General features: G+C 70.7%; 26 protein-coding genes. 9 read left to right on the top strand and 17 right to left on the bottom strand.

All coding sequences use genetic code 11. The annotated features are described in order from the left end of the window. Positions 1–70: 70 nt before the first annotated feature. Together RUR_RS15980 and RUR_RS15975 are read right to left on the bottom strand one after the other, a co-directional pair. Entirely contained in the window at positions 71–928 is an 858-nt protein-coding gene (locus tag RUR_RS15980; protein ID WP_283135846.1) for a TIGR03619 family F420-dependent LLM class oxidoreductase, read from the bottom strand. 224 nt (positions 929–1,152) lie between these two features. After that, positions 1,153–2,109, bottom strand: a complete 957-nt coding sequence (locus tag RUR_RS15975) for a hypothetical protein (protein WP_283135845.1) — start codon at positions 2,107–2,109, stop codon at positions 1,153–1,155. Positions 2,110–2,584: 475 nt separating this feature from the next. On the opposite strand from RUR_RS15975, the gene RUR_RS15970 reads away from it, so the two are divergent. Beyond that, positions 2,585–3,529, top strand: coding sequence for an ATP-binding cassette domain-containing protein (locus RUR_RS15970; RefSeq protein WP_283135844.1), 945 nt, complete (start codon positions 2,585–2,587; stop codon positions 3,527–3,529). Further along, positions 3,526–4,287 (top strand): ABC transporter permease, encoded by a 762-nt coding sequence (locus RUR_RS15965; protein ID WP_283135843.1) that lies wholly within the window; start codon positions 3,526–3,528, stop codon positions 4,285–4,287. Before RUR_RS15970 ends, RUR_RS15965 begins: the two co-directional genes overlap by 4 nt. Here the strand turns inward: RUR_RS15965 and RUR_RS15960 are convergent. Both RUR_RS15960 and RUR_RS15955 read right to left on the bottom strand, forming a co-directional pair. Then, complete coding sequence (locus RUR_RS15960; RefSeq protein WP_487250717.1) at positions 4,271–7,414, bottom strand: AfsR/SARP family transcriptional regulator; 3,144 nt, start codon at positions 7,412–7,414, stop codon at positions 4,271–4,273. The genes RUR_RS15965 and RUR_RS15960 overlap by 17 nt on opposite strands. A 531-nt stretch (positions 7,415–7,945) precedes the next feature. After that, positions 7,946–9,145, bottom strand: coding sequence for a cytochrome P450 (locus RUR_RS15955; protein ID WP_283135841.1), 1,200 nt, complete (start codon positions 9,143–9,145; stop codon positions 7,946–7,948). A gap of 284 nt (positions 9,146–9,429) precedes the next feature. On the opposite strand from RUR_RS15955, the gene RUR_RS15950 reads away from it, so the two are divergent. Then, the gene (locus RUR_RS15950; protein ID WP_283135840.1) at positions 9,430–9,579 is read left to right on the top strand and encodes a hypothetical protein; all 150 of its coding nucleotides are present in this window, start codon (positions 9,430–9,432) and stop codon (positions 9,577–9,579) included. Next, on the top strand, positions 9,576–9,878 hold the full coding sequence (locus tag RUR_RS15945; RefSeq protein WP_283135839.1) for a TfoX/Sxy family protein: 303 nt from the start codon (positions 9,576–9,578) through the stop codon (positions 9,876–9,878). The genes RUR_RS15950 and RUR_RS15945 overlap by 4 nt, the downstream gene beginning before the upstream one ends. On the opposite strand, the gene RUR_RS15940 is transcribed toward RUR_RS15945, so the two are convergent. Together RUR_RS15940 and RUR_RS15935 are read right to left on the bottom strand one after the other, a co-directional pair. Further along, positions 9,839–10,510: a response regulator gene (locus RUR_RS15940; RefSeq protein ID WP_283135838.1), complete on the bottom strand. Its 672-nt coding sequence runs from the start codon at positions 10,508–10,510 to the stop codon at positions 9,839–9,841. The genes RUR_RS15945 and RUR_RS15940 overlap by 40 nt on opposite strands. After that, positions 10,507–11,319 (bottom strand): sensor histidine kinase, encoded by an 813-nt coding sequence (locus tag RUR_RS15935; protein ID WP_283135837.1) that lies wholly within the window; start codon positions 11,317–11,319, stop codon positions 10,507–10,509. Before RUR_RS15935 ends, RUR_RS15940 begins: the two co-directional genes overlap by 4 nt. 138 nt (positions 11,320–11,457) lie before the next feature. On the opposite strand from RUR_RS15935, the gene RUR_RS15930 reads away from it, so the two are divergent. Beyond that, the gene (locus RUR_RS15930; RefSeq protein ID WP_283135836.1) at positions 11,458–12,165 is read left to right on the top strand and encodes an ABC transporter ATP-binding protein; all 708 of its coding nucleotides are present in this window, start codon (positions 11,458–11,460) and stop codon (positions 12,163–12,165) included. Continuing rightward, on the top strand, positions 12,162–14,477 hold the full coding sequence (locus RUR_RS15925; protein WP_283135835.1) for an ABC transporter permease: 2,316 nt from the start codon (positions 12,162–12,164) through the stop codon (positions 14,475–14,477). Before RUR_RS15930 ends, RUR_RS15925 begins: the two co-directional genes overlap by 4 nt. 121 nt (positions 14,478–14,598) lie before the next feature. Here the strand turns inward: RUR_RS15925 and RUR_RS15920 are convergent, their stop codons facing one another. Further along, positions 14,599–14,805 carry a hypothetical protein gene (locus RUR_RS15920; RefSeq protein WP_283135834.1) on the bottom strand — a complete coding sequence of 69 codons (207 nt, stop codon included), beginning with the start codon at positions 14,803–14,805 and terminating at the stop codon, positions 14,599–14,601. Between the two features lie 99 nt (positions 14,806–14,904). On the opposite strand from RUR_RS15920, the gene RUR_RS15915 reads away from it, so the two are divergent. Continuing rightward, positions 14,905–15,600: a TetR/AcrR family transcriptional regulator gene (locus RUR_RS15915; protein ID WP_283135833.1), complete on the top strand. Its 696-nt coding sequence runs from the start codon at positions 14,905–14,907 to the stop codon at positions 15,598–15,600. On the opposite strand, the gene RUR_RS15910 is transcribed toward RUR_RS15915, so the two are convergent. The 4 genes from RUR_RS15910 to RUR_RS15895 form a co-directional block, all read right to left on the bottom strand. Further along, entirely contained in the window at positions 15,588–16,136 is a 549-nt protein-coding gene (locus tag RUR_RS15910) for a hypothetical protein (RefSeq protein ID WP_283135832.1), read from the bottom strand. The genes RUR_RS15915 and RUR_RS15910 overlap by 13 nt on opposite strands. Positions 16,137–16,508: 372 nt before the next feature. Next, a complete protein-coding gene (locus tag RUR_RS15905) occupies positions 16,509–17,966 on the bottom strand; it encodes an FAD-binding protein (RefSeq protein ID WP_283135831.1) in 1,458 nt (485 codons plus the stop codon). Positions 17,967–18,359: 393 nt separating this feature from the next. Continuing rightward, on the bottom strand, positions 18,360–18,842 hold the full coding sequence (locus tag RUR_RS15900; RefSeq protein ID WP_283135830.1) for a hypothetical protein: 483 nt from the start codon (positions 18,840–18,842) through the stop codon (positions 18,360–18,362). A 120-nt stretch (positions 18,843–18,962) separates the two neighbouring features. After that, the gene (locus RUR_RS15895) at positions 18,963–19,385 is read right to left on the bottom strand and encodes a MarR family winged helix-turn-helix transcriptional regulator (protein ID WP_283135829.1); all 423 of its coding nucleotides are present in this window, start codon (positions 19,383–19,385) and stop codon (positions 18,963–18,965) included. Between the two features lie 87 nt (positions 19,386–19,472). Here RUR_RS15895 and RUR_RS15890 point away from each other — a divergent pair, with 87 nt between their 5' ends. Next, positions 19,473–20,471 carry a quinone oxidoreductase family protein gene (locus RUR_RS15890; RefSeq protein WP_283135828.1) on the top strand — a complete coding sequence of 333 codons (999 nt, stop codon included), beginning with the start codon at positions 19,473–19,475 and terminating at the stop codon, positions 20,469–20,471. A 260-nt stretch (positions 20,472–20,731) separates the two neighbouring features. Here the strand turns inward: RUR_RS15890 and RUR_RS15885 are convergent, their stop codons facing one another. The 4 genes from RUR_RS15885 to RUR_RS15870 form a co-directional block, all read right to left on the bottom strand. After that, entirely contained in the window at positions 20,732–20,938 is a 207-nt protein-coding gene (locus tag RUR_RS15885; RefSeq protein WP_283135827.1) for a helix-turn-helix domain-containing protein, read from the bottom strand. Between the two features lie 115 nt (positions 20,939–21,053). Beyond that, positions 21,054–22,625, bottom strand: a complete 1,572-nt coding sequence (locus tag RUR_RS15880; RefSeq protein ID WP_283135826.1) for an ABC transporter permease — start codon at positions 22,623–22,625, stop codon at positions 21,054–21,056. Next, positions 22,622–23,512, bottom strand: coding sequence for an ABC transporter ATP-binding protein (locus RUR_RS15875; RefSeq protein WP_283135825.1), 891 nt, complete (start codon positions 23,510–23,512; stop codon positions 22,622–22,624). Before RUR_RS15875 ends, RUR_RS15880 begins: the two co-directional genes overlap by 4 nt. Beyond that, positions 23,509–24,135, bottom strand: a complete 627-nt coding sequence (locus tag RUR_RS15870) for a TetR/AcrR family transcriptional regulator (protein ID WP_283135824.1) — start codon at positions 24,133–24,135, stop codon at positions 23,509–23,511. The genes RUR_RS15875 and RUR_RS15870 overlap by 4 nt, the downstream gene beginning before the upstream one ends. Before the next feature lie 157 nt (positions 24,136–24,292). On the opposite strand from RUR_RS15870, the gene RUR_RS15865 reads away from it, so the two are divergent. Beyond that, positions 24,293–24,661 carry a hypothetical protein gene (locus RUR_RS15865; RefSeq protein WP_283135823.1) on the top strand — a complete coding sequence of 123 codons (369 nt, stop codon included), beginning with the start codon at positions 24,293–24,295 and terminating at the stop codon, positions 24,659–24,661. A 225-nt stretch (positions 24,662–24,886) separates the two neighbouring features. On the opposite strand, the gene RUR_RS15860 is transcribed toward RUR_RS15865, so the two are convergent. Then, a complete protein-coding gene (locus tag RUR_RS15860; RefSeq protein WP_283135822.1) occupies positions 24,887–25,384 on the bottom strand; it encodes a DUF1877 family protein in 498 nt (165 codons plus the stop codon). 124 nt (positions 25,385–25,508) lie between these two features. Next, a complete protein-coding gene (locus RUR_RS15855; protein WP_283135821.1) occupies positions 25,509–26,552 on the bottom strand; it encodes a sigma-70 family RNA polymerase sigma factor in 1,044 nt (347 codons plus the stop codon). Positions 26,553–26,790 lie beyond the last annotated feature (238 nt).

Raw genomic sequence — 26,790 nt, 5'->3', positions numbered from 1 at the left:
GTCCGGCATACGGCCCGGCACCCAGGGTGATCGGTCCCCGGCCCGGGGCGGGCGTCGATCGGCGCGGCGTTCAGCCGAGCAGGCCGAAGCGCCGGGCGAACGCCGACAGCTGCCCGCGCTGCTCGTCCGGTTCGGTGGCCGCGGCGTTCACGACGATGCGGGTCACCCCCTGCGCGGCGAGCTCGTCCACCCGTTCGACCGGCATGTCGATCGACCCGAAGCGGGTGTACTCCAGCGCATCCGGGTCACGCCCCGCCCCGGCGGCGCTCGACCGGGCCAGCTCCCACTGCGCGGCACGCTCCCGCGCGGTGAGCGCCCCGCCCGGGAAGTAGCCGTCGCCGCGTTCCCCGGCCCGCCGCGCGGCCGCCCGGCTGGACCCGCCGACGTGGATCGGCAGAGCGGTGGCGCCGTGGGGCTTGGGAAAGCTGCACAGGCCGTCGAAGGAGAAGAACTCGCCGTCATAGCCGACGCCCTCCTCCCCGCCGGCCCAGAGCAGCCGGAGCACGTCGATCGCCTCGTCGGCGCGGCGGCCACGGGTGGCGTAGTCGACCCCCACCGCCCGGGCCTCCCCCGGCAGGGCGCCGATCCCCACGGTGAGCAGCCGCATCCTGCCCTTGGACAGCACGTCGACGGTGGCCAGCCGCTTGGCCAGGATCACCGGATGGTGGTACGGCAGCAGCAGCACACCGGTGCCGAGCAGGATCCGCTCGGTGGACGCGGCGACGAAGCTCAGGACGTCGAGCGGATCGAGGTACGGGAGCGCCGACGGCAGCTCGTACGCGCCGACGGCGGCGCCCGGATACAGCGCGATGTGCTCGGGCAGATACAACGACTCGAAGCCGCATTCCTCCGCGAGCCGGGCGAAGAACACGATCTTCTCCGGGTCGACTCCGTGGAAGGGCGAGCTGTAGCCGATCCCGAACTTCATCCCGGTCCTCTCGGTTGGCCCTCACCGCGGATGCCCCGGTGAGGTTCGCACACCGGAGGACAACCCGGGACATGATCGATCAATTCCGGCAGGCGGCCGGATGCCCGGTCCGGTCGGCGGGGCGTCACCGGCCCCGGCCGGGAGCACCTCGACCGTCTCCGCCGGGGTCCGCCGGTCGAACCGCGGTCCCGGACGAGGGTCTTGGCCCGGCGTTCACCGGTCCGTCAGTCTTCCTCGTCCTCGTTCGCCGCATCCATGCGCCCGGTGTCCCTCGGCCAGACGTCCGGCGGCGGAGACTCGGCGCCGCCGCGGCCCTTGGCACCCCGGCGGGCGCCTCTGCTGCCCTTGCCGCGGATCACGCGTCCCTGGCACCAGGGACGCCTGGTCTCCCAGTAGACCCAGCCTTCCAGCCGGGAGGGGATGTTGGCGATGCCGCTGATGATCTTCACCTGGCGGCAGGTGCCCAGGACCGACCACGCCGACCAGCCGATGCGGTAGCCGCGGACGCGGTACCACATGTTGCCGTACATCCCCTTCCTGATCCTGTGGGTGTACTCGTGACCCGTGAACACCATGTGCCGCAGCTCCAGATGCGGGGTCAACTGCTTACGGAAGTGCCGGACCAGTTCCTCGTCGGAGATGTTGAGGTCGTTCTTGAACTCGTGCGTGGTCTCGGAGACATCGACCTGCTTCTCGTATTCGTGCTCCATGAACGCGCGCACCTCGTGCTCCCGGGTCACCGACACCGTCATCGAGCCGCCGGGCCCGTCGACGTAGCGGGTGCGGGGAACGTTGAAGTTCCTGGGCGCCAGGGAGTCGATCTTGAAGAAAGTCCGCGCGAAGCAGCGCCGCTTCTTCGGATGGTTCTTCGCGCTCTCACTGGGGCCGGGCTTCGGGGTCGGGGACGCGGTGGGGCTCGGGGAAGGCGCCCCCGCGTCGCCGCGGGTGTGGGCCGCCAGGGCCGGCGGCACGGCGCAGGCGGTGCTGAGCAGGCCCGCGACGGTCAGCGGCAGGAGCAGACCCCGGTGGCCGCGGATTCCCGCCGCGAGGCGGAGAAGGCGGCGCGGCGCGGCGCCGAAAGCGGCCGGAGCCGGGGGCACGGTCCCGCGCCGGACCGCCGATCCGGGACGCTCGGGTTCGAGGTCTGCGGTGTTCGGGTCGTCCGACGCGCACATGGTCATCGCTGCCCCCGGATGTCCGTTCTCAGAGGGCAGTGTGCCACCCCGGTCGCCCTATTCATTTCCGGAGAATCGACGGCGACACCGGCCCGTCCAAAGCACGGTAGATCACGGAATTCATTCGCCGAACAGCGGCATTGTGGGTGTTCACGGCTTTTACGTATCCCGCGTTCGCCCCGCGGGCCGAAGGGCCGAACCCCGCGCGCACCGCCGTCCCGCGGCGTTCACCCCGCCGACGCCGGGAGCTCGTGGGGACGGCGAATCGCCGGCATGCGCCCGTACACCGCCGGCGGCCCCGCGAGCCTCGGATCGGGTACGGCGGAGGCTCCGGGCGCGGGGCGGCCGGCACGCCTTGCGTCGGCACGCGGGCCACCCCCAAGATCGCCTAACCTCTTCCCTTCTCCGGTGCGGGGTCGTGTCAGCGGCCGCGTCAGCACGGCGACGGCCCGGTGTCAGGGCGGTCGGCGACGGTAGCCCCATGAACGCTTCAGCCATCGCGGCCTCGGGGTTGCGGAAGGCGTACAAAGACAAGACCGTCCTCGACGGCGTCGACCTGAATGTCCGGGCCGGCACGATCTTCGCCCTGCTCGGGCCCAACGGCGCAGGGAAGACCACGACGGTGAACGTGCTGACCACGCTGATCACCCCCGACGCCGGGAAGGCGGTCGTCGCCGGGCACGACCTGGCCGTCAACCCCAAGGGGGTGCGCGCGGCGATCGGGGTCACCGGGCAGTTCGCCTCGGTGGACAACCTGCTCACCGGTGAGGAGAACCTGCTGATGATGGCGGATCTCCTGCACCTGCCCAAGACGGAGGGCAGACGGATCGCCGGTCGGCTGCTCACCCGGTTCGATCTGGTCGAAGCGGCCGGCAAGCAGGCGGTGTCCTACTCCGGCGGCATGCGCCGCAAGCTGGACCTCGCCATGACGCTGGTCGGCCAACCGCAGATCATCTTCCTGGACGAGCCCACGACGGGGCTCGACCCGCGCAGCCGCCGCACCATGTGGGAGATCATCCGGGAACTGGTCGCCGACGGCATGACCGTCTTCCTCACCACCCAGTACCTGGAGGAGGCCGACCAGCTCGCCGACCGCATCGCCGTCCTCGACCAGGGCCGGCTGGTCGCCGAGGGCACCGCCGACGAGCTGAAGCGCCGGGTTCCCGGCAGCCACATCCGACTGCGGTTCGCCCGCCGGCACGAACTCGACGTCGCGGCGCGGGTCCTTCCCGGCTCCACGCGGGACGACGAGGAGCTGGCCCTGCGGGTCCCCGGCGACGGCGGGGTGCGGTCGCTGCGCGCGCTGCTCGACCGGCTCGACGCCCAGTCCGTGGACGTCGAGGAACTGTCGGTGCACACACCCGACCTGGACGACGTCTTCCTCGCCCTCACCGGTCACGACAACAAGAAGGTCAACCTGCGATGAACGCCGTCACTGCTTCCCTGGCGGACTCCGCGACCATGATGCGGCGCAACTTCCGCCACACGAGGCGCAATCCGCTGACCCTGCTCAACGCCGTCATCATGCCGATCTTCGTGCTGTTCCTCATGGTCTACGTCCTCGGCGGCGGATTCAGCGTCGGCACCGACTACGTCGACTACGCGACGCCAGGCTTGATCATCATGACCGTCGGCTACGGAATCGGCCCCACCGCGACCGGGGTGAACTCCGACATGACGACCGGGTTCATCAACCGGCTTCGCGTCATGGACGTGTCGCGGGCCGCGGTGCTGAACGCGCACGTGATCGCGACGATGCTGCGGACCCTGGTGGCCATCGCGCTCGTGGTCGGGGTCTCGTTCCTGCTGGGATTCAGCCCGTCGGCGGACTTCCCGGAGTGGCTCGGCGCCATCGGCGTCGTCGTGCTGACGACGCTGGCGATCAGCTGGCTGACCGTCGCGGCCGGGCTCGCGGCCAAGTCACCGGAAGGCGCAGGCATCCTCGGCGTCCCGCTGATGCTCCTTCCCTTCCTGAGCAGCGCGTTCGTCCCGGCCGACAAGATGGGACCGGGTGTGCGGGAGTTCGCGGAGTACCAGCCGTTCACCCCGATCATCGAAGCCCTGCGCGGGTTCCTGAACGGCACGCCGTCCACGGGCACAACGGTCACGGCGATCGCCTGGTGCGTCGGACTCACCCTGATCGGCTACCTGTGGGCGCGCGCCTCGTTCACGAAGCGAGCGTGATCTCGGCCAGCTCACGCCAGTCCCGTCGCCGCCCGTCGCGGGTCGCCTCGGCGAACACCTGTTCGCCGAGGCGATTCCGTGTTTCCGCGGCGATCCTGGAAACGTCCGGCTGCGAACGGTCCGGCGTGCCCCGCGCGACGTCGCTCGCCGCGAGCAGGCGCACGGCCTGCTCGTACTGCCCCCGGCGCAGGGCGAGATCGGCGATCCCGATCAACACTCCGGCGACCAGCGGCGGATACCTGTGCTCCAAAGCCGCGTGGAACGCCTCGGTCCGATAGGCGCGGACCTTCTGGAGGTCCTCGGTGAGGTAGCCGTACAGGTTCAGGGCCTGGACGCGGATCAAGTGGCTTCGTTCCCCGTCGCCCAGCATCGTCCGCGCCGTGGCCAGGTATCGGCGTGCCCGGTCCGGTTCGCCGCGCCAGCGCGCCAGCTGCGCCTTGGAAAGCGCCAGCTCGGCAAGCGCGTCCGGCCAGGTGATCCCGCCCGCGCACCGCTGCGCCTCGGCCATGGCGGACACGCTGGATCGCTCATCGCCGAGCAGCCAGTACAGCTCGGCCTGCCGTGCCCGCACACTGACCACGTCCTCGGTCGCGCCCACCTCGGTCAGCGCCACAGCCGCCTCGTCGCAGACCTCACACGCGCGTGCGAACTCGCCGCGCATGGCGAGCCGGTCGGCCCTGAACATCAGCGCCAGCGAGATCCCGTACCGGTCGCCCAGCGTACGGAACTCGGCGAGGGCGGTCTCGCCGTCGACGTCGACATCGGTCTCGTCGCCGCCGAGCGTGAGCCGGAATCGGCCACGGGCGAGTCTGGCCTGCGCGCGCACCCAGGGATCCTCGCCGGCGATGAGCGGCTCGTAGGCGGGCAGGAAGTCCGTCGGCTCCCGCAGCATCCGCTCCAGCGGCGCGACGAACCCGAGCAGCGGGTTGTGGTACCCGCCGCGCCGGGTGAGCCGGTGCGCCTCGTGGATCCACTTCTGCGCCTGATACTGATCGCCGCCGATCCCGGAGGTCACGAACAAGGTCACAATGGTGTAGGCCATCGCCCGTACCTCGTCGGGCACCTCACCGGGCAGCGAGGCCGCCGCGATGCTCAGCTCGGCGCCCTCGGCCCGGTGCCCGCTGAGGTAGTAGTACCAGCCCACCGCCGCGACCAGCCGCAGCGCCTCCAGGGCCCACCCCTTCGCGATCGCGCCGCGCAGGGCCGCACTGAAGTTGTCGTGCTCGGCCTCGAGCACGGACAGCCACTCCAACTGCTCGGCCCGGCGCAGGTACGGATCGGCCGTCTCGGCCAGCTCGGTGAAGTAGGCGAGGTGCGCCCGCAGCACCGGCTCGGTCCCCCCGGCTTCGGCGAGCCGATGCGCCGCGTACTCCCCGATGGTGTTGAGCATCCGGTAGCGCGGCGGGTCCTCACCGTCGGTGAGCAGCAGCGACTTCTCGATCAACGCGGTGAGCACGTCGAACACCTGCTCCCCGGCGGGCGTATCCTCCCCGCACACCCGTTCGGCCGCCTCCAGGCTCACCCCGCCGGAGAACACCGAGAGCCGCCGCAGCACGCCGCGTTCGGCCTCGGTCAGCAGATCCCAGCTCCAGTCCACGACCGCGCGCAGCGTCCTGTGCCGGGCGAGCGCCGTACGACTGCCGCCGGTCAGCAGCCGGAACCGGTCGTCCAGCCGGCGGGCCAGCTGATCGACGGACATGGTGCGCAGCCGGGCCGCGGCCAGTTCGATCGCCAGCGGCATCCCGTCCAGGGCCCGGCAGATCCGCGCCATGGCCGACAGGGTGTGTGCGTCGGAACCGATGTTCTTGCGCACCAGATCCGCGCGGTCGCGCAGCAGCCGCACCGCGGGCGAGGACCCGATCTCGGCCGGGTCGGCCCCCGCCGCGGGCAGCGCGAGCGGCTCGACCGGCCACAGCACCTCCCCGGTGATACCGAGCGGCTCCCTGCTCGTGGCCAGGATCCGCAGCCTCCGGCACTCCCCGAGAAGCCGGTCGGCGAACGCCGCGGCCGCCTCGATCATGTGCTCGCAGTTGTCCAGGATCAGCAGGATCGCCCGCTCCCGGACCGCGGTGATGAGCCGATCCATCGGTTCCCCGCCCCGCGCGCCGCCGAGCAACCCCTGGTCACGCAGGCCGATCGCGGTAAGGGCCGCCTGCGCCAGCTCACCGCCGGCCCGGATCGAGGCCAATTCGACCAGCCACGCCCCGTCCGGCAACCCGGCGAGCATCGTCCGCGCGGTCTCGGTGGCCAGCCTGGTCTTCCCGGAGCCGCCCGCCCCTGTCAAGGTGACCAGCCGGTGCTTGACGGCCAGGCCGGCGACGGCGGAGATGCCGTCGCCGGGGCCGACGAAACTCGTCAGCTCGGCGCGCAGGTTCGTCCTGCGGTTCTCCGCCCGGTCGCCCAGCTCGCCGCGGAGCACCGCGGTGTGCAACGCGGAGAGCTCGGCCGAGGGGTCGGCGCCCAGCTCCTCGGCGAGCCGCTCCCGTGTCCGCTGGTACACGGTCAGCGCCTCGGTTCCCCGCCCCGCCGCGGCGAGCGCGCGCATCAGGGCCGCCGCGAACCCTTCCCGCAGCGGATACACGGCGACCAGCTCGGTCAGTTCGGAGACCAGCTCCGAGCCGTGGCCGAGGCGGATGTCGGCGTCCACCCGGTCGCCGAGCGCGGCGACGTGGAGCTCGTCCAGGCGCGCGACCGCGGCGTCGAACAGATCGCTGTCGCGCAGGGCGATGTCCGCCATGGCCGTACCGCGCCACAAGGCCAGGGCCGAGCGCAGCAGATCCGCCCGCCCCGCGGGCTCGGCGGCGCGGGCCTGACCGACCAGACGCTCGAACCGGGACACGTCCACGGCGTCGGGGTCCACGGCCAGCCGGTACCCGCCGGAATCCGCCTCGATCACACCGTCCGGCAGCACCCTGCGCAGCCTGGACACCAGCGCCTGCAAGGCGTTCACCTCGTCCGCGGGCGGCCGGCTCCCCCAGATCCAGTCCACCAGCCTCCCGCGCGTGACGATCCGGCCGGGTTCGAGGGCGAGTGCGGCCAGCAGCGCGCGCAGCCGGACCCCGGGAACCTCCACCACGGCCCCGTCGCGGTTCCTGACCTCGAACGGTCCGAGCAATCCGATTCTCACCCGGGTCATTGTGCCGAACCGCGGCGACAACCGGCCAACCGCCGCAGCGCACGCCGCCGCCCTTCGTCGGCGCCGGTGGGGCATCCTGCGGCACGGTCGGCGTCCAAGGCCCACCAGGCGGAATCATCGGTCACGAACCGACATGGTAGGCGCAATCACGATATGTCACGAATGATCTTGCCCAGCTGCGGGTCCGGTCCCAGGCCGCCCTTGCCCGGAGATCGAGCGACCTCAGGCGCGTCGCCACCGACCGGGTCATCCCATCCGGACGGTACGGCCGGATGGGTCGGGTGGCCCGCCCACGGTGGTCTCTCCGCTCCGCCCCTGCCCCCGAAGACAAGGGGCGGCGCCAAACCCTCGCCGTCCCTCGGGCAGGGAGCGGCGACGCGGGATGGCCGAGCACGCGTTCCGCCAGGTCACCCCGCAGGCCACGGCCGTGGTTCGCCGTCCGGCACGGCGCCTCGGACCCGATCCCCGAGGGCGGGTGGACGGCGGTGCCGGGCGGCCGTACGCGCCCTCACCGGATCGCGATCAGGCGTCCCAGGTGACCGGGAGGCTCTTCACCCCGAAGACGTCCGCGCTCTCCGGGCGCAGGGCGACCTCCTCGGCCGGTACGGCCAGCCGCAGGGTGGGGAAGCGGGTGAGCAGCGCGGGGAGCGCGACGCGCATCTCGACGCGGGCCAGCTGCTGGCCCAGGCACTGGTGGACACCGTGGCCGAAGGCCAGGTGCCCGCCGTCCTGCCGACGCAGGTCGAGTACGTGGGGATCGGCGAAGCGTTCGGGGTCGCGGTTGGCGGTGTTGTACGACAGGATGACCGTCGAGCCCGCCTTCACGGTCCTGCCGCCCAGCTCGACGTCCTCCAGCGCCACCCGCACGAGCTGCTTGACGACGGTCAGGTACCGGAGCAGCTCCTCCACGGCCCCGTCGACGAGCGCGGGCTCGGCGCGCAGCGCCGCCAGCTGCTCCGGGTTCCGCAGCAGTGCGAAGGTGCCCAGCGCCAGCATGTTCGCGGTGGTGTCGTACCCGGCCGACAGCAGGATCAGGGCCATGCCCTTCAGCTCCTCGTCGGTCAGGTCACTGTCGAGCAGGTCGCTGAGCACGTCGTCGGTGGGGTTGACCCGCTTGGCGGCCACCAGCTCCTCGAGGTACTGCTGGGTCGCGACGTAGGCCGCGATCAGCTCCTCCTCGCCGGCCTCCCCGCCGAGGAACTTGTCGATGTTCTCCTGGAAGGAGCCCCGGTCCTCGTACGGCACGCCCAGCAGCTCGCAGATGACGATGGAGGGGATGGGCTTGGCGAACGCGGTCACCAGGTCCGCCGTCGGCCCGGACCTCTCCATGGCGTCCAGGTGGTCGGCGGTGATCTGCTCGATTCGCTCGGTGAGCAGCCGTATTCGCCGTACGGTGAACCTGCCCACCAGCGGTTTGCGGTAACGACTGTGCTGCGGCTCGTCCATGAGGAGAAACTCGCCGGGCGGCGCCGGAGGGACCTCGATGTCGCCGTAGTCGATCAGCGGGTGGTGGCGCATGAGCTCCTTGCGCGAGCTGAACCGCCGGTCGGCCAGGACCGACCGGACCAGGTCGTATCCGGTGACCAGCCAGCCCTGGTGCCCGCCGGGGAAGAGGTAGCGGCTGATCGGACCGTGCTCGCGGATCTCGATCAGCTCCTTGGGCGGGTCGAAGGGACAGCCGGGCTGACGCGCGGTCGGCAGCGTGGTGACGGTGTGTTCCATGGTCGTTCCTCTCAGTGCCCCGGCAGGTGCGGGAGATCCGCCGTCGTCAGCGGGCCCGTCGCGGCCCCGGGGCCGCGACGGCCGAGCCGTTCATGGCGTCCACCGTCGCCGACCGCCCTGACATCAGGCCGTCGCCGCGCTGACACGGCCGCTGACACGGCACCCCGGCCCTCTTCCGGCGACACCGGGTCCTCCTTCGACGGGCCTCCGCGAACGCCGGGCCGCATTCGCGGCGGGAAGCGAACCCGTCGACGGTGTCGTACCCGATCGCTAGGCTTGCCGCCATGGCGGTCACGGACATCACCGGTGCCGAGCACGCGGCGGGTGGCCGCACCATGGGGCCGTCCATGACACCCCAAGGGATCGCCGAGATCTCCGGCTCCCCGGCCCCGCCGTGTTCGGCCGGTCGGCCTGCGCTGGGGGTCCCGGCATGACCAGACTGCGTGAGCTGCGCAATCTCGGGCCCAAGAGTGAGCAGTGGCTGGCGCTGGTGGACATCCGGGACGCCGAGCAGCTCCTGGAGGTCGGCCCGCTGGAGGCCTACCGGCGCCTGCAGGACGCCGCCGTACCCGGGCTGTCGCTGAACGCGCTGTGGGCCATGGAGGGCGCGCTGGCCGACATCGACTGGCGGCACATTCCGGCCGAGCGCAAGCGGGAACTGCTGGCCGAGCTCGCCGGCGGGTCGCCGGACGGTCAGTCCCGGGAGCCGGGCAGGATGAGGCCGGTCTCGTAGGCCAGGACGACGGCCTGGGCGCGGTCCCGCAGGGCGAGTTTGGCGAAGATCCGGGCGACGTGGGTTTTGACGGTGGCCTCGCTGAGGGTAAGCGTGCTCGCCAGCTCCGCGTTGGACAGCCCCCGCCCCACCAGCGTCAGCACCTCGCGTTCGCGCGGCGTCAGCGCCGCCAGGTCGCGGTGCACGCCCCGGGTCCGGCCGGGCTGGTCGTCGGCGGCGAACCGCTCGACCAGGCGGCGGGTGATGGACGGCGCCAGCAGCGCGTCCCCGGTGCCGACCAGGCGCACGGCGGCGGCCAGGTGCTCGGGCGTGACGTCCTTCAGCAGGAAACCGCTGGCGCCCAGCGACAGCGCGGCGTAGACGTAGCGGTCCAGGTCGAAGGTGGTCAGCATGATCACGCGGCAGGCCGGGTCACGCGCCAGGATGCGCCGGGCGGCCTCCAGGCCGTCCATGTTCGGCATGCGGACGTCCAGCAGCACCACGTCCGGCCGCAGGTCGCGGGCCGCGGCCACGGCCTCGGCCCCGTCGGCGGCCTCGCCCACCACCTCGATGCCGCGGGTGGTCAGGATGAGCCGGAAGCCGCCGCGGATGAGCGCCTGGTCGTCGGCGATAAGCACCCGGGGACCCGTCACGGCCGGTCCAGCGGAATGCGGGCGCGGACCCGGTAGCCACCGCCGAGCCTGCGGCGGGCGTCCAGGTCGCCGCCATAGACGGCGACCCGTTCCCGGAGCCCCAGGAGCCCGCGGCCGGCCCCGTCCGGCCGCCGCACCGGGCCGCTCCCGGTCAGCGTGCTCGGGCCGCTGTTGAGCACCTCCACCCGCAGCGAACCGTCCGCATATCTGATGATCACCTCGGCTTTCACCCCGTCTCCGTGTCTGAGCGCGTTGGTGAGCGCCTCCTGCACGATTCGGTAGGCGGTCACGTCGATGCCGGGCGGAAGTGGCCGCGGCGCTCCGGACACGCGCACCTCGACCGGGAGCCCGGCGAAGGAGATCCGGTCGATCAGGGGGCTGAGCCGGCTCAGGCTCGGCTGCGGCGAAAGATCACCGTCATCCGGCTCGTCCGCGCCGCTCTGCGACGGAGCCAGCAAGCCCAGCAGGTGCCGCAGCTCGGTCAGCGCCCGCCGCCCCTCCCCCTCGACCGCCCGCAGCGCCAGCTCCGCCTCCTCGGGCATCGTGACCAGCACCTCCCGAGCCGCCGACGCCTGAACCACCATGAGGCTCACGTTATGACTGACGATGTCGTGCAGCTCCCTGGCGATCCGCGCCCGCTCCACCTCGACCGCGATCCGTGCGGCCCGCTCCCGCTCACGTTCCAGCAGCCAGCCACGCTCCTCGATCGCACTGCGGTGCAGGCGCCGCGCCCGGACCAGCGCGACCACCAGCCCCGTACAGACGGCGCACATCACACCGAAAGCGGCGATCAGCCCAGGTATCCACACCGCTACACCTTCGCAGAGACCCCCCGAACACGCATCAAACCCCGGAGCCGATGTTGTACATCCCGGGGATGACATCGCCCCGGACTTGCATCCCCGGGGGAACGCGCAGCCCACCCGCGCTGAACTACCTTTCCCACCATGACCACGCGAGACAGCAGCGGACAGGCCGTCGTACGGCTGGAGGCGGTGCACAAGGAGTACGGGACGACCAAGGCGCTGGACGCGGTCACCCTGCAGATCCGGGCGGGAGAAGCCGTCGCCGTCATGGGACCCTCGGGCTGCGGCAAATCCACCCTGCTCAACATGGTCGCCGGACTGGACCGCCCGACGTCGGGAACCGTGACCGTGCACGGGCAGAACCTCGGCGAGCTCACCGAAACCGGTCTCGCGCTGTTCCGGCGCCGGCGCATCGGCATGATCTTCCAGTTCTTCAACCTCCTGGACGACCTGCCGGCCCTTGACAACGTCGCCCTGGCCGCCCAGCTCACCGGCTCCACCGCCCGGCAGGCACGCGCACGCGCCCTGGAACTCCTCGACGAACTCGGCGTCGCCGACCGCCGCGACGTCTACCCGGCGGCCCTCAGCGGCGGCGAACGGCAACGCGTCGCCGTGGCCCGAGCCCTGATGAACCGCCCCGCCTTGCTCCTGGCCGACGAACCCACCGGCGCCCTGGACAGCAGAGCGGGCGAACAGGTGATGGACCTGCTGATGGACCTCAACCAGATCGGCCAGACCCTGATGATCGTCACACACGACCCGCAGCTGGCCACCCGCTGCGCCAGTCGGCTGATCGAGTTCGCCGACGGCACGGTCGTCGCCGAGAACAACCTGGAGCGAACCCCGTGAGCGCGGTGTGGCGAGCCGCCCGGGCCGCGCTGCGGCGGCGCAAGGTCCAATCCGCCGCCCTGGGCATCGTGGTCTTCTCCTCCACCCTGGCCGCCATGGTCTCGCTGGGATTGATCGAAGCCTCCTCCGGCCCCTTCGACCGGGCCTTCGCCCGGCAGCACGGCGCCCACGTCACCGCCGTGTTCGACCCCGCCGCCGTCTCCGCCGCCCAGCTCGCCCGGACCGCCCGCCGACCCGGCGTGCAGGCCGTCGCCGGACCCTTCGGCCAGACCACGCTCACCGTGCCCGACGGCGACCCGAACCTGGCACCCGGCCCGCTGACGGTCGTCGGCCGCGGCGACCCCGGCGGCCCCGTCGACCGGATCAACCTGTGGGCCGGACGCTGGGCCACCCGGCCCGGGGAGATCGTGCTCAACCGGCCCGACGACCCCCCCATCTTCGGACAGGACCTCGGACTGGCCCTCACCTTCACCGGAGGATCGACGTTCACCGTGGTCGGCCTGGCCTCCACCGTGAGCCAGACCGCCCAGGCCTGGGTCTCCCCCGGCCAGATGGCCGCCCTGCGCCCGGCCTCCCTCCAAGTCCTCTACCGATTCACCGACGCCGCCACCGACACCCGGATCCGGACCGGCCTGGCCACCGCCGTCGCGGACCTGCCCGCCGGATCGCTGCTGGCCGCCCAGTCCTCCCTCACCCTCAAACGCGACCACGGCCGCGGCGCCTCCGCCTACCTGCCCTTCCTGGCGGCCTTCGGCATCCTGGCCCTGGTGGTGGCGATCCTGATCGTCTCCCACGTGGTGAGCGGCGCCGTCGTCGCCGGTTGGCGGAACATCGGCGTCCTCAAATCCCTCGGATTCACCCCGAACCAGGTCGTCTCCGTCTACCTCGCCATGGTCCTGGTACCCACCGTCATCGCCTCCCTGGCGGCCGTCGCCGTTGGTGGCCTGGCGGCCCACCCCCTGCTGCGGACCGTCTCCCAGGGAGTCGGCGACGCAGACCTGGCCACCGGCCTCAGCCCCTGGGTCTACGCCGTGACCCTGCCGGGCGTGCCCGCCGTCGTCATCCTGGCCGCGCTGATCCCCGCGCTGCGCGCCCACCGGCTCCCCGCCGCCCTGGCCATCGGTGCCGGAGGGGCCTCCCGCACCGGGCGCGGCAGACGCGTCCAGCGGCGGCTGTCCGGTGCCCGGCTGCCACGATCCGTCAGCCTGGGCCTGGGCCTGCCGTTCGCCCGCCCCGCACGCAGCCTGATGACGCTGACCGCCGTCGCCCTAGGCGTCACCGCGGTGACGCTCGCGACCGGGCTATCCAGCACCATGATCGCCTATGGCCAGGCGTCACAGCGCGCCGGGCTCGTCCACACCCTGATCCACGCCGGGCAACCCCACACCGGCCAGACCGTCCCCCAACACGGCGACGCCGAGATCGAAACGCTGCTTCGCGGCCTCCCCGGCGCACACCACGTGACCGCCGTCACCTGGATGGAGCTGCATCTCGCCGGATACCCCCAACCCGTCCGCGCCCAGTTCCTCCGCGGAGACTGGGCCGCCACAAGCCAGACGGTCATCCACGGCCGCAGACCCACCGGCCCCGGCGAGGCCGTCGCCACCTCACCGTTCCTCGACAAACGCGGCCTGAGAATCGGCGACCGGCTCACCGTCACCCACAACGGCACCCAAACCCCCCTGGTCATCGTCGGCCAGACCATGGACGGCCACCCCGACATGATCCAGGCCGACTGGCGGACGCTCAGCGGACTCGCGCCCGACCGCAAGGCCACCCAGTACGAAGTGCGGCTCACCCCCGGCACCGACATCGGTACCTACAACAACGCGGTCAAGACGGCGGACCCAGGCCTGTTCCCCTCGGCGGCCCCACAGGTCAACACCGACACCGTCGCCGTCATCGGCGCCGCGACGACGCTCACCCTGCTCCTCGGCACCGTGGCGGCCCTCGGCGTCTTCAACACCGTCGTCCTCACCACCCGAGAACGCCGACGCGACCTCGGCATGCTCAAATCCATCGGTATGACCCCACGCCAGGTGACCACCATGGTGGTCACCTCCATGGCCGCCCTCGGCACGGCCGGCGGGCTCCTCGGCATCCCCGTCGGAGTCGTCGCACACCACCTCACCATTGTGGCCATGACCGGCGCCGCGGGCATCGTCCTGCCCCCCTCCATGACCGACGTCTGGCACATTCCGGCACTCGCCCTGCTCGTCACGGCCGGAGCGCTGATCGCGGTCCTCGGCGCCCTCATCCCGGCCCGCTCCGCGGCCCGGCTCACCATCGCCACCGTGCTGCACGGCGAATGACCGGGCCACCCGCATCGCGGACCGCGCCGACAGGTCACCACGCGACCCGGTGGATCACCCCCCCTCACCTGGAACGACACGCAGGAACATGTCGACGACGGCCTCACCCGGCGGGCAAAGATCAGGAATCGGGTAGCAGGGCCCCGCGCCGCGCGCGTCGGGTCGCGGCCAGCCCCCCGGTCGGCCCGCTCACGGCGCAGACCAGGACCAGCCCGGCACACTGCGGCAGGGAACAGGCGAACCACGGCTCGCCGGTCACGGCCACGGCGTACACGGTCAGGGACGCGGCGGCGACGCCCGTGCCGAGCAGCGTCCCGGGGCCGCCCACACCGTACGGCTGCGGGATACGTCCACGGCGACGAGCCCGTCGAGCTCATCACCACCTGGACGCGGCTTCGCGGGGTGAGGCGTCGATAGGCTCAGGCCCATGCCGCGTGACACGCTGAACCGGGACCAGATCATCCGTGCCGCGGTGGAGGTACTGGACACCGAGGGCGTCGAAGGCCTGAACATGCGACGCCTGGGAGCCCGGCTGAACTCCGCGGCCACGGCGATGTACTGGCACGTCAAGAGCAAGGACGACCTGGTCGTGCTCGCCGCCGACCACGTCTGGGGAGAGATCGAGCTCCCCGACCCCGCCGCAATCGGATGGCGGGCCGCCGCGGCCGCGCTGGCCCTCGGCGCCCACGCGATGGCCGGGCGGCATCTGTGGCTGGTGTCGGCTATGAGCACACACCTCGTCTACGGTCCCGGCAAGGCCCGCTACGACGATCGCTGTCTCGCCGTCTACGAGGCCGCCGGCTTCAGCGGCCCGGACGCCGATCAGGCCGCCGCGACCGTCCTCATGTTCGTGATCGGCGCCGTCCAAGGCGAGGCCGCCGAGTCGGCGTGGCGGGCCCGTCTCCGGCGGGGCGGTGCGGACGAGCAGCAGCGGTTCCATGAAACCATCGAGCGCATCGGCGAGATCGCGCAAGGATTTCCCCGGCTCCGGGCCCGTACCATGCCGTCGGTGGAGGAGACCCGTACTTTGCCGGACGAGTCGACTTTCGCGTTCGGGCTGCACATCATCCTCGACGGCTTGGAGGCACGGCTCGCCGAGGCCGGATCGCCCTACCCGAAGTAGGCGCTTGCCGCCGGGGTCACCAGGAGGACGACGACCAGGAGCGATCCCAGGGTCGTGAGCAGGAAACGCGCAATGATCAATGGTCTGAGCACGGCGGGGAATTCCGCCGCGGCGGCGCCGACCATCGCCCGGACGTCGACGTCGCGCAGCGTCGGGTCGCCGGACTTTCCGAAGGCGGACTCGACGGCCCGGGCGGCGAAGACCTGACCGGCGGTGATGAAGCCTCCCCCGATCAGGAGAATCGGCCCGAGGATCCACGACCCGATCCGGCCGACCTCGTTTCCGGCGAGGTTGAGCGAAGCCAGCACCGTCACGCAGACGGCGATGCCGAACGGGAAAAGGGTTTCCAGGGCGCTCTCCCGGAACTTCACCCCGTGCTTCGCGAGGATCTCGGCCGGGAACCTCTGCCTGGCAAGCTCCGCCTCGGCGGCACGCTGGGCCGCGTCGCCGTAGCGATAGGCGATGACGGGGATGATGAGGAACGTCGCCGCCAGCAGGAACCAGAGCGTTGACGCGATGAGAACGGATGTGGGCACGACAGTCCCCCTGTTCGACTTGAATGATGTTCAAGTCGAACATAGAAGCCACTTGAACTTTGTGCAAGTGGTATCCGGAAGGGCGTGAAAGAGCCTCGGGACAGACCACCGGGTGCCGTCCGAGTGGGGCCAGTCCAAGCCGGAGACGGTCGTGAAGACGCGACCGAGATTCTTCGCCCACTGGATCTGGGTGAGCACCGTCCCAGCAACCTGGTGACCAGAACGACAAGAGCCGTGTAGCGAGAGATTGTTACGCACGGTTCTGTGGGAGCCCTGGGCTGAAACGCCCGGGGCGATCCGACCGGCCGTCCTCCTGTAGCACCGCGCCCTTCGCCTGACGGCGAAACTCGGCACGGGTGATCCGGCTGGACTTCACGGTCCCGGAGGGAAGACGCCCTGGCCCGGAGTGAGGATTCCGTCGGGGTCGTAGCGTTCACGAGCCGCCGCGAAGGCGGCCCATGCGGGGCCGTAGTGGGTGCGCCACTCCTCAGGCGTGGTGGGTATGGAGCCGACCGGGTACTGGTAACCCCCGACGGCTTGGGCGCGCAGGTAGAGGGAACGGTTGGCCTCCACCATGTCCTGCGGGCTCCCGGCTCCGTGCGAGGCGGTTCTGAGGAGTGTGAAGAGGAAGACCGTCTCCTCGTCGGGCATGCGCAACAAGGGCAGGTGCAGGCGGGCGCGGGGGAAGGGATAGAGCAGGACCACGCCGCTGGCGCCGACCTCGGTCTCGGTCAGGTCCTTGATGGCGGCCTCCACGAAGGCGTCGGTGCGGCTCGCGGGCAGGAACATGTTCCACCAGGGGTGCGGGCGGTACCACTCGCCAGTGGACTTCAGATAGGCGACGCCCGCAGCGAGCCGGTTGAGGAAGTCGAAGTAGGACATGTCCTGGATCTGCCGGTCGCCAGGCTGATCGCCCAGCCCGTTGAGAAGCCTGGCGTCGTCGGGCGGGGTCGTGCCGTTGAAGAAGGCGACCGCTTCAAGCTGGTAACTCCAGCCGGCGGAGCCGGTCGGCAGCCCGAGCTCTCCCTCCACGTAGGCGAAGCGGCCGTCGTTGACCACGCGCCGCTGGTCGGCGGTCAGCGCGGCGACGCTCGGGTAGGAGAGCAGGTAGTGGCGGACCGTCGCGGGGGCGGGCAGCAGGCGCACTGTGGCCTTGGTGATGATGCCGCACTGTCCTCTTCCAGCCAGCGCCGCACGGAAGAGGTCGGGGCGCAGCCGCGCGGAACACCTCCTCAGACTGGCCTCCCCCGTGACGACCTCCAGCTCCACGACGCTGTCCACCTGGGATCCGTGGTGGTGGGTCTGGCCGCCGACACCGCCCACCGAGAGCGTGCCGCCGACCGAGAGCTCCAGGTAGTCAGTGAAGACCGGAGGGGTCAGGCCGTGGGCCAGGGTCGCCTGCGCCAAGCTGCTCCAGAGCGCGCCCGCCTCCACGACGGCCGTGTCCTCCCGCACCTCAACCGCGTTGAGCGGGGTCATGTCGATGATCAGACCGTCCGTGACCTGGCCCTGACCGAAGGTGGCGTGTCCCTGGCCGCGCGCAGCCACCTGCAGGCTGTGCGTCCGGCAGTACTTCATCATCACCATGATGTCCGACACGGCACCGGGCTCCAGCACGGCCCCGGGGGTCCGATGGACCAGGTGCCCGAAGTCGTCGGCCGCCTGGCCGCACGAGGCGGGATCGGTCACCACCTTGCCCTTCAGCGGCGGCAAGTCGACCATCCCCTGAGACTGGGCGGCGTCGGTGACCCACGTGCGCGTGGACGGGTCGAAGCCGACCACGGCCGCCCCTGCCGTGAGGAACGTCCGTCTCCACGGATGCCACGTCATAGCCGATCCTTTCGCAGCGGGTCACGTCGCGTCGATAATCGCCGACGGCACCTGGCGACGCTACCCACACAAAATCCACAAAAGGGTTACTACCGACCAGGAGAGCTACGCGCCGGCCTTGTCGTTCGAGAGATTGCGCGCAGCCCTTGGGGCACAACCGGACACACTCGGTACTTGAGCAGCCCCTCCTTTTGTGGCCTTCGCTCGATATTTGGCTTCGGCTGTCGAAGCTGGTTTTTGTTGTGGGTGGATTTAGTAGGAAAACACCGGACGCCTTTACAAAGTAAGTTCCACATCTTCATGGCGACGCTGATCCACTTCTTCACCGGACCGCCGCACCCACCCGCTGGTCACCGGCTGCGGTAGGTCCTGTCCTCCGATGGTGTACGACGCTCAGTGCGCGCTACGGCCGAGCTCAGGCCTACTACTACGGTGCCCGGGGTGACGGTTCGGCCTGGCTCGTCTGTGAGAACGGCGTCGTTCTACGGCGGTACAGCTCTCACCGGCGAGCCCGCCGACCAGCGGCTGACCCTGGGTGAACCACTCCCCCAGGAGATCCGGGCCGCCGCCGAGGACGGTCCTCCGCTCCCGAACGTGGGTGTTCACCGATGAAGGGTTGCGGGCGGCGCTGCTGGCGTGCTGCCGGACGTTGAAGATCGAGCCGCCGGGGCGGGTGGACCGGATCGTGGGTGCGGGCCGGGCGCGGTTCGAGCGGGAGTTCTGCCTGCATGTGCTGAACGGATTGTCGGCGGATTCGGCGCGGTCGCTGTGGGAGTCGGCCAGGGGCGAGGACGGGTTCCTGCTGGAGCTGAAGTCCGACCCGGGCCGGCTGGGGCTGGAGACGTTGCTGGAGGAGCCTCTGACGAGCCAAGGCACTGGGGCAGGCGGTGCGGGTAGGGCGGCACCGCAGCGTAACGGCGAACAACCAGAGACTGCTGCAGCCTGCACCCATGAAGCCGTTGGATCCACCTTGATCGGGTGGGCCGCGGGTGCGTGTCAGCCCAGTGCTTTTCGCAGCAGCGCCGTCAACTGGTCCTGTTCATCGGGTGAGAGTCGTCCGACCGCCGTGCGGGCGAAGGTGAAGGCTGTCGCGAACCGGTGGTTGACCTCGTCTCCCCGGGGGGTTCGTGCGACGAGTCGTGCGCGGCGGTCCCGGGGATTCGGTTCGCGGGCCACGAGGCCGAGCGCTTCGAGACGCACGACGATCTGGGTGATGTTGGAGGCATCGCAGCCGAGCTCCTCGGCCAAGGCGCCCATGCCGCGTCGCTCATCGAGTCGCCCGAGCACACATGCCTGCGCCGGGCTGAGCGACAGCTCGGCCGCGGCCGCCTCGAAGGCGCGGTCGTATACGTCGACCAGGTCGAACAAGACGGCCTCGGCCTCGGACGAGGTGGTTACGGGTCCGTTCGGCAGCGCCATGGCTGCCAGTCTAGAAGAATTACTTGATTCACTCAAGTAGCTATGGTCCAATGATCCTTGATTCACTCAAGTAAAGAAGGAGGGCCGATGGACAGCAGAGTCGAGCGCACAACGGGCGGCGCGATCGCGGTGCCGCAGATGAACGCGGTCGTCCTTGACCGGTTCGGCGGAGTCGACGAGCTCTCGTCGCGCCGGATACCGCTCCCGGAGGTCGGCGACGACGACGTCCTCATCCGGGTGGAGATCGCAGGGGCCGCGTCCTGGGACGCGGTCGAACGGGAGGGGGACTACGACGGCGCTTTCGGCATCGCGTCGACCTTCCCCTATGTCCTCGGCTGGGACGCCGCGGGCACGGTGGCCGCGGTCGGACGCAACGTCACCCGGTTCGACGTGGGCGAGCGTGTCTACGCTGCGACGATGCCGGTGCCGCGTGGCGGCTTCTACGCCGAGTACGGCGTCGTTGAGGCGGAGTTCGTGGCGCGCGTGCCCGACCGGATGCCGACCGAACAGGCCGGCGCGATGGCTTGGGATGCCCTGACCGCACTGAGCGGCCTCGATCTGCTCGGCCTGCGGCCGGACGACACGCTCATGGTCTTCGGTGCCAGCGGGGGTCTCGGGCACATGGCCGTGCAGCTGGCGCGGCACAGCGGTATCCGAGTGTTGGCCGTGGCCTCCGGAGACGACGGTATCGCCCTGGCCCGGCGGCTGGGCGCCGACGACGCCGTCGACGGTCGCAAAGACGATGTGCTGGCCGCGGCATTGGAGTTCGCACCAGGCGGGCTCGATGCGGCTCTGGTCACCGCGGGAGGCGAGACCGCCGAACGGTCTCTTCGCGCGATCAAGAACTCGGGACGGATCGCCTGGCCGAACGGTGTCCTGCCTATGCCTGCAACGTCGCCGGGCGCGACGGTGTCCCACTACGACGGGGATCGAAGCCGCACCGCCACCGATCGGCTGAACGCGATCATCGAGGCGAGCTCCTTCGAGGTCCACATCGCGTCGACCTTCCCGTTGGAGCGAGTCCAGGATGCGCATCGCGCCCTGAACGATCACTATGTCGGGAAGCTGGCCCTCAAGATCGGATAGTACGCGACAAGCGGCCCGAGACTCCGGTCGGAGAGCAGGCCGTTCAGCGCGGTCCGCACGGCTCACCCGTGCCTGCGGGCGAGGGCGGTGATCGAGGCACCCTCGTCGAGGAAGGCCGCGCGGACTTCCGCGAGCTTGTCGCCGGACAGGGCGGGCGGCCCCGGCACCAGCCTTCGGGGGGGCCAACCAACAACCGACCGGCCAACGGCGACAGCCGGCTGGGCCGGGCGGAGTTGGCGCCGTCCGCCGTTCCGATGTGGCTACCGAGGTTGAGGGATCGGCTGGTCGGGCAGCAGGTCGGCCAGTGCGGTGCGGACGGCGGCCCGGCTCACCCCGTGGGCACGTGCGAGAGCCGCGATCGATGCGCCCTGGTCTAGGAACGCCGAGCGCACGTCCTCGATCTGGGTGCCGGCCAGTGCAGGTGGCCGGCCGCGGTAGCGGCCTTCGGCTTCTGCACTGGCCGGCATGCCGGTGCGGGGTACGGCGTGCCGGCGTCCACGCCGTACCCGATCCCACCGGACTCCCAACCGACGGCGATCGAACGGGGCGCCGGCCGCCCGGCTGCCGCCCCACCTGCGGCGGTCAGGCGGTGGGGGCCAGGTCACGACGGCTCAGGAACACCAGGCCGGCCGTGGTCAGGGCACCTGCGATCACGGCCAGCCCGAGCAGCGACGCGACCGGTGACACGGCGTCGCCCAGCAGCAACGCCGGTTCGTGGACGAACGGCGACAGTTCCACGACGAATCCGGTGACCAGCTTGAACTCCGCCAGCAGGTCCACCAGCAGGATCAGGCCGAGCGCGCTCCAGCTCACCGCGCCCGCCCACCGGGGCAGCACCCCGAACAGCAGCGTCGCGACCCCGACCATGACCCAGACGGCGGGCAGGTAGGCGAGCGTCGCCCCGGTGACACGGACCGCGTCGCCCTCGTAGGCAAGTCCCGCCGTGGCGCCCAGCACACCCAGCAGCAACGCCGGACCCGCCGCGGCGAACACCAGGTGGCCCAGCGCCCAGCGCATCCGGCCGACCGGGGTGGCCAGCAGCAGGTCGGCCCGGCCCGCCGCCTCCTCGGCGCGGGCACGCAGCGCCGACAACAGCGCCGCCGCGGCGACCAGCTGGCTCAACACGTACATCACGAACGTGAAGAACACCTCCGAGATACGTGCACCGGGCGCCCCGACGGTCTCGGCCAACGCCTGAAACTGCGACGTGTCCAGCTGGGAGTCCAGCCCGCGCGCCGCGACGCCGAGCAGCGCGCCCAGCAGGCCGAACCCGATCGCGAAGCCCGCCAGCGTGCCCCGATGCAGCCGCCCCGCCAGGCCCAACCCGCTCCCCAGCGTCCCGGAGGCGGGCCCCCGCCGGGCCGGCACCAGACCACCCGCCAGATCACGCCGCGTGGACAGCGCGAACGCGGCCACCGCCACCACGGCGACGAACACCACGATCAGCCCCAGCACCCACCACCGGTCACCGGCGTAGGGCCTGGTCAGCCTGACCCAGCCGAACGGCGACAACCACGCCGCCCACGCCGCCTCACCGGCGTCCCCCACCGAACGCACCGCGAACAGCAGCCCGCCCGCGGCGATCGCGATCCCGCGCGCCGTACCCGACGACGCGGTCACCTGCGCGGCCAGCGCCCCCACCGCGGCGAACGCCCAACCGGCCCCGGCGGCCGACAGCCCGAACAGCAGCGAGGAACCCGCGGGAAGACCGGCGGCGACCAGACCGGGCACCGACAGCACGCCCAGCAGCAGATTCGCCACCAGGACGACCGTGAGCGCGGCGACCAGCGGCGCGTGACGGCCGACGACACCCGAGGACAGCAGCTCACGCCGGCCCGTCTCCTCCTCGACCCGGGTATGCCTGATCACCAGCAGGATGCTGATCAGTCCGCCGATCAACGCCCCGGACGAGCCCAGCGTCCACGCGGTCAGCTCACCCACGTTCGCCTCGTAGATCACGCCACGCATGGCCCGCTGCGCCGGGTTCCCCATCGAGGCCGCGGCGAAGGCGTCCCGAGCCGCCTGATCCGGGTACAAGCCGACGGTGGCCGAGGCGACACTCGCCGGCAGCAGCGCGGTGATCGCGATCCACACCGGCAACAGCACGCGGTCCCGGCGCAGGATGAGCCGGATCAGCGTCCACGTGCCGGTCATCGAGACGCCCTCTCGTAGTGGCGCAGGAACAGCTCCTCCAGCGTCGGCGGCTGCGTGGTCAGCGCACGCACACCCGCTCCGGCCAGCTCGGCGAGCACCGCCGTGAGCGCGTCGCCGTCCACCTGACAGCGCAGCAGGTCACCGTCGACGGTGAGATCGTGCACGCCTGGGAGCACGGCCAGACCGGGCGCCGACCCGATCAACTGAGCCGTCACCGACGTACGGGTGAGATGCCGCAGATCGTCAAGGCTGCCGGATTCGGCGGTACGGCCCGCCCGGATGATGGTGACCCGGTCGCACAGCGTCTCCACCTCCGACAGGATGTGGCTGGACAGCAGCGCCGTCCGGCCGCGGCGCTTCTCCCGCAGGACACACTCGTTGAAAACCGCCTCCATCAGCGGGTCCAGGCCCGAGGTCGGCTCGTCCAGGACCAGCAACTCCACATCCGAGGCGAACGCGGCCACCAGCGCCACCTTCTGCCGGTTGCCCTTGGAGTAGGTGCGGCACTTCTTCCGCGGATCAAGCTCGAACCGCTCAAGCAGCTCGGCACGCCGCTTGGGGTCGAGGCCACCGCGCACCCGCCCCAGCAGGTCGATGACCTCGCCGCCGGTCAGCGACGGCCACAGCGTGACGTCACCGGGCACGTAGGCGAGCCTTCGATGCAGCTCGACGGCGTCACGCCAGGGATCGCCTCCGAGGAGCTCGACCCGACCCCCGTCGGCCCGCATCTGCCCCAGCAGGACCCGGATGGTCGTGGATTTCCCTGCCCCGTTGGGACCGAGAAAGCCGTGCACCTCCCCCGCCTTGACGGTGAGGTCCAGCCCGTCCAGGGCCTTGAACCGCCCAAAGCTCTTGACCAGGCCGTCCACCCGCACCACGGCGCTCATCGTTCCCCCTCCACCTTCGCCAGGCCTTTCCGTGCCTGCTCGAACAGCTCGCGACCCAAGAACTCCGGCCGGAACAGGTCGAGCTGGGCCTTGCCGACGCGCAGCGCCGCCGGTGCGGCGTAGACGTCGGAGCCGAGCGCACGGGAGACGTGCTCGTGCAGCACCGTGATGCCCAGCTTCATCGCCGTCAGCACCACCGCGCGGGCGCGATGGTCGGCCTCGGGGTTCTCGTCCCCGGCCAAATGCTCCTCCGTCACGTTCACGAGTTCCGCGAACATGGCGGCGGCTCCGGGCGAGCCGTCCACGAGCGCGCGGCCGAGGTACTTCATCAGGGGCGGCGCGGTACGGTGCACGTTCTCGATGAACTCCGGCTTCTCCAGGTTGCGGCCCGTGACGCCCAGGCCGGCCTGCTCACGCATATAGCCGAGGACGTACTCGTCGCACGCCTGCCGCAGCTCCTCCTTGGTGCCGAAATGATGCTGGACCAGACCGGGTGAGACCCCGGCCGCCGTGGCGATGCCCCGGATCGTGGTCGCCTTGAACCCCTGTTCGGTGAACAGCCCCATCGCGGCGTCACGGATCCGGGCCCGCGTCGTCAGGTCTTCTTCAGATATCGGTCGCACGCCTACGATTTATACGCTTGTATTGGAAGCCATGCAAGTGTTCAGCTTTGTGCGTGCTTGTATTGGATACCATACAAACGTTCAACCCCTGGTCGGACGGAGTGGCGACCACCGTCCACTCACCACCCCTCCGATACTCGGCAGTAGGGTCCACGAAATGCGGACCATCCGGCTTAACGGCCCGATCATCGATGTCACCGATGATCCGAACCAGGCCATCGGCGACTTCCTGGGCTACGCCCTCTCCGTGGCCAAACTCTCCGGACGTCCTCGCGCCGAGGAGCTCGCCGAGCGATTCGCCCCCGGAGGCAAAGGCCTGGTGGTTCCCGACTGCTACGTGGCCTACCGGGCGACGGAGCCGGATTGGACCGTCCCCGAGTTGAGCGGGTACGCCGAGGGGGATTTCGACCGCATGGAGATCTGGGTGCTGACGAAGCTCGGCTTCGGCGAACCGGATAGGACGGCTGTCCTCGAGGGCTCCGAGGTACGGCACCTGCTGAAAGCGGCTCTCGCGCTGTACACCTGAGCGCGGCACGGCCCTGAGCCCTGCGGCTTCGCCGGGTTGACGCCAGATCGTCCGCACCGCGGCGGAGGGCCCCGATGGGGCGTGTCGCCACGGCCCCCGGCGCGCGATCTTGCATGTCGGGGGCCTCCATCGCCCGAAGAGAGTCACGGCCCGGCGCCGACCCTCCGGACGGCCGCGCCGCTCGCCGCGGATCACCGGCAGGCGACGTCAGCGTGAGCGGGGTCGTCAGTTGTCCAGAAGGATCATTCCCTCGCCTTTCGTCGCCGCGTCCGCGAAGAAGCGGGCGAGTTCTTCGTAGAACGACTTGTCGTAGTCCTTGCGGCGCCCCCGGTCCGGCACCAGGGCCACACCCGCCGCGGCCATCTCATCCGGATCGGTCCCCGCGACGAGTGCGTCGAACGGATGCCGCCCCAGCACCGCCGCGATCGCCGCCACCTCGGCGGGAGCCAGGCGGTACGGCTCGAACGGCATGTCGCCGAACCGGGACAGCACCCAGGGCGCGACGTCGTCGGGTTGCGCGATGACGTCATCGGTGAACTGCAAACGGACCGGTGTCCCCACGCCCTTGAGCAGGAACTCGAACAGGTCGAGCGACTTCCTCGGTATGGAGACCCCGGCGTCGCCCCAGTCCTCTTCCTCCCACCAGTCGACCAGCTCGTACCAGTTGTCGGTGTACCGGGCCAGCTGGTCAGGAGAGAAGTTGGCATATCGCAGTTCGCTCATGGCCCCACAGACTAGACAGGCCATCCCCCATCGGTACCTCTGATCACACGATTACGTAACCGGCTACGTGGTTCTGCACAAAACCCGCTGGCACGTGTCGGCAATCCGGATCCCGGAAGTCGGCTCAGGGCAACGCGACAGGCAACTCCAGGGGGACGAAATGCCCGGCGCCGATGAACGAGGTGACCTCGCAAATCCGTTCCTCCCGCAGGGTCAGCACCGTGATCGACCAGGCGAGATGCGCCGCCGCCTCATCGTTCCAGAGGTAGCAGGCCACGGCCGGCTGGCCGTTGACACCGGTCGGCAGGTGCCGCCAGGAGCCGCACCCGGTGAGCGGAACCCGCACGGCGAAGTCGGTGACGGCCTCGATCCCCCGGTACCAGTGCGGCATCGGCGGCATCGACCAGGTGACGTCCTCGGTGAACAGCGCGACCAGGGCCTGCGTGTCACCGCGCTCCAGCGCGGCGGAGAACCCGCCGACGATCTCCCGCAGCCGCACGTCGCCGATCTTCCGCAGGGTCTGCTGCTGGGTCCGGGCGGGGACACGCTCGGCGACGACCCGGCGGGCTCGCGCCAGGGCCGAGTTCACCGATGCGGGCGAGGTCTCCATCATCGCCGCGATCTCGGCGGCCGAGAAACCCAGCACCTCGAAGAGGAGCAGCGCCGCCCGCTGGTTGCCCGGCAGATGCTGCAGGGCGGCCACGAAGGCGAGTTCGACGCCTTCCCGCTGTTCGTACCGCGCGTCCGGCCCGGCCGAGACCCCACCCAGGCCCGCGTCGGGGTACGGCCCCAACCACGGGACCTCGGTCAAGGGGGTGTCGCCGACCACGGCATGCGTACTGGAGGGACCGAGATCGACGGGGAGCGCCCGCCTGCCGCGGGCCTCCACGACGTCCAGGCAGGTCCGGGTGGTCACCGTGTACAGCCAGGACCGCAGGGAGCTGCGGCCCTCGAACCGGGACAGCCCACGCCACGCCCGCAGCAGGGCGTCCTGCAACGCGTCGTCGGCGTCGTGGGTGGAGCCGAGCATGCGGTAGCAGTGAGCGTGCAGCTCCCGCTGGAGCGGTGCGACCAGACGCGTGAACGCGGCGTCGTCCCCGTCCCGAGCTTTGGCCAGGTCGGGATCCTCCGCGTCACCCAGGGCCTCTGTGATCGAAAACCTGTTCACAAAACTTGATTCTGCCTGATGGCGAACCATGACCCGACCACCCTCGACAGGCGAAACGGCACTACAGCCTGCGCCCACAGGCGACGAGGCGACCACGGGAGATTCAGGGTGAGTCTTTCATCGGTCGTCGCCGAGATCGGTCGTTCTTGTCGGTGGCCGGGTTGTCGGTGGGGTGACAAGAAGCCCGACGCCTTTACAAAGTAAGCCCAATGACGGACGTTTTCCGATCGCGACCTTG

This window comes from Rhizohabitans arisaemae (genome assembly GCF_025996515.1).
Lineage (GTDB): Bacteria > Actinomycetota > Actinomycetes > Streptosporangiales > Streptosporangiaceae > Rhizohabitans > Rhizohabitans arisaemae.
This window is presented reverse-complemented; position numbering and strand designations above follow the sequence as displayed.